1 protein-coding gene is annotated in these 478 nt (G+C 42.3%); it reads right to left on the reverse strand.

Annotation, left to right across the window (positions count from 1 at the left end):
* Nucleotides 1–478 (reverse strand): hypothetical protein (locus ACO0LG_RS29565; protein WP_423032201.1); only part of this gene is annotated, 478 nt, incomplete at both ends.

The following is a 478-nucleotide window of genomic DNA, read 5'->3' on the forward strand; positions in this document are numbered from 1 at the left end:
GTAATCACCAAGTTAAAACTTTGCCCGGCTGTTGCATTGAAAGTGAAACGTCCATTCTGCCCAGGAAATATAGTGGTCAAATTGAGGGGCGCAACACCAGAAATAAGATTCCCTGCTTCAATGTCTCTGGATAACACGACATTGAAGCTAACAGCATAAGATGAGCTTTGTATGAAACGGATGACATATGTATCACCTGCGACAAACCATTTTGGATTATAAAAACCACAGCTGCTATCAACAGTAAATGTGCAGTTGTAAATTGCCGTGCCATCAGCTTTTTCCAGGTATACGGCGACATTTTTTGTGCCTGAACCGGTACCGGTGAAATTCAAACTAGTAAGACTTAGACCATAAGCTTTACCTGCTTGAGCAGTGAAAGTATAACGACCATATTGACCCATAGGCAAATTCACGGAAGTCGTTCCGTCCATTGCCAATGTGCCGGTAGCATCAGATAGCAATTGAAGATTGATAC

It is taken from the genome of Undibacterium sp. Ji42W (assembly GCF_049340405.1).
GTDB lineage: Bacteria > Pseudomonadota > Gammaproteobacteria > Burkholderiales > Burkholderiaceae_D > Undibacterium.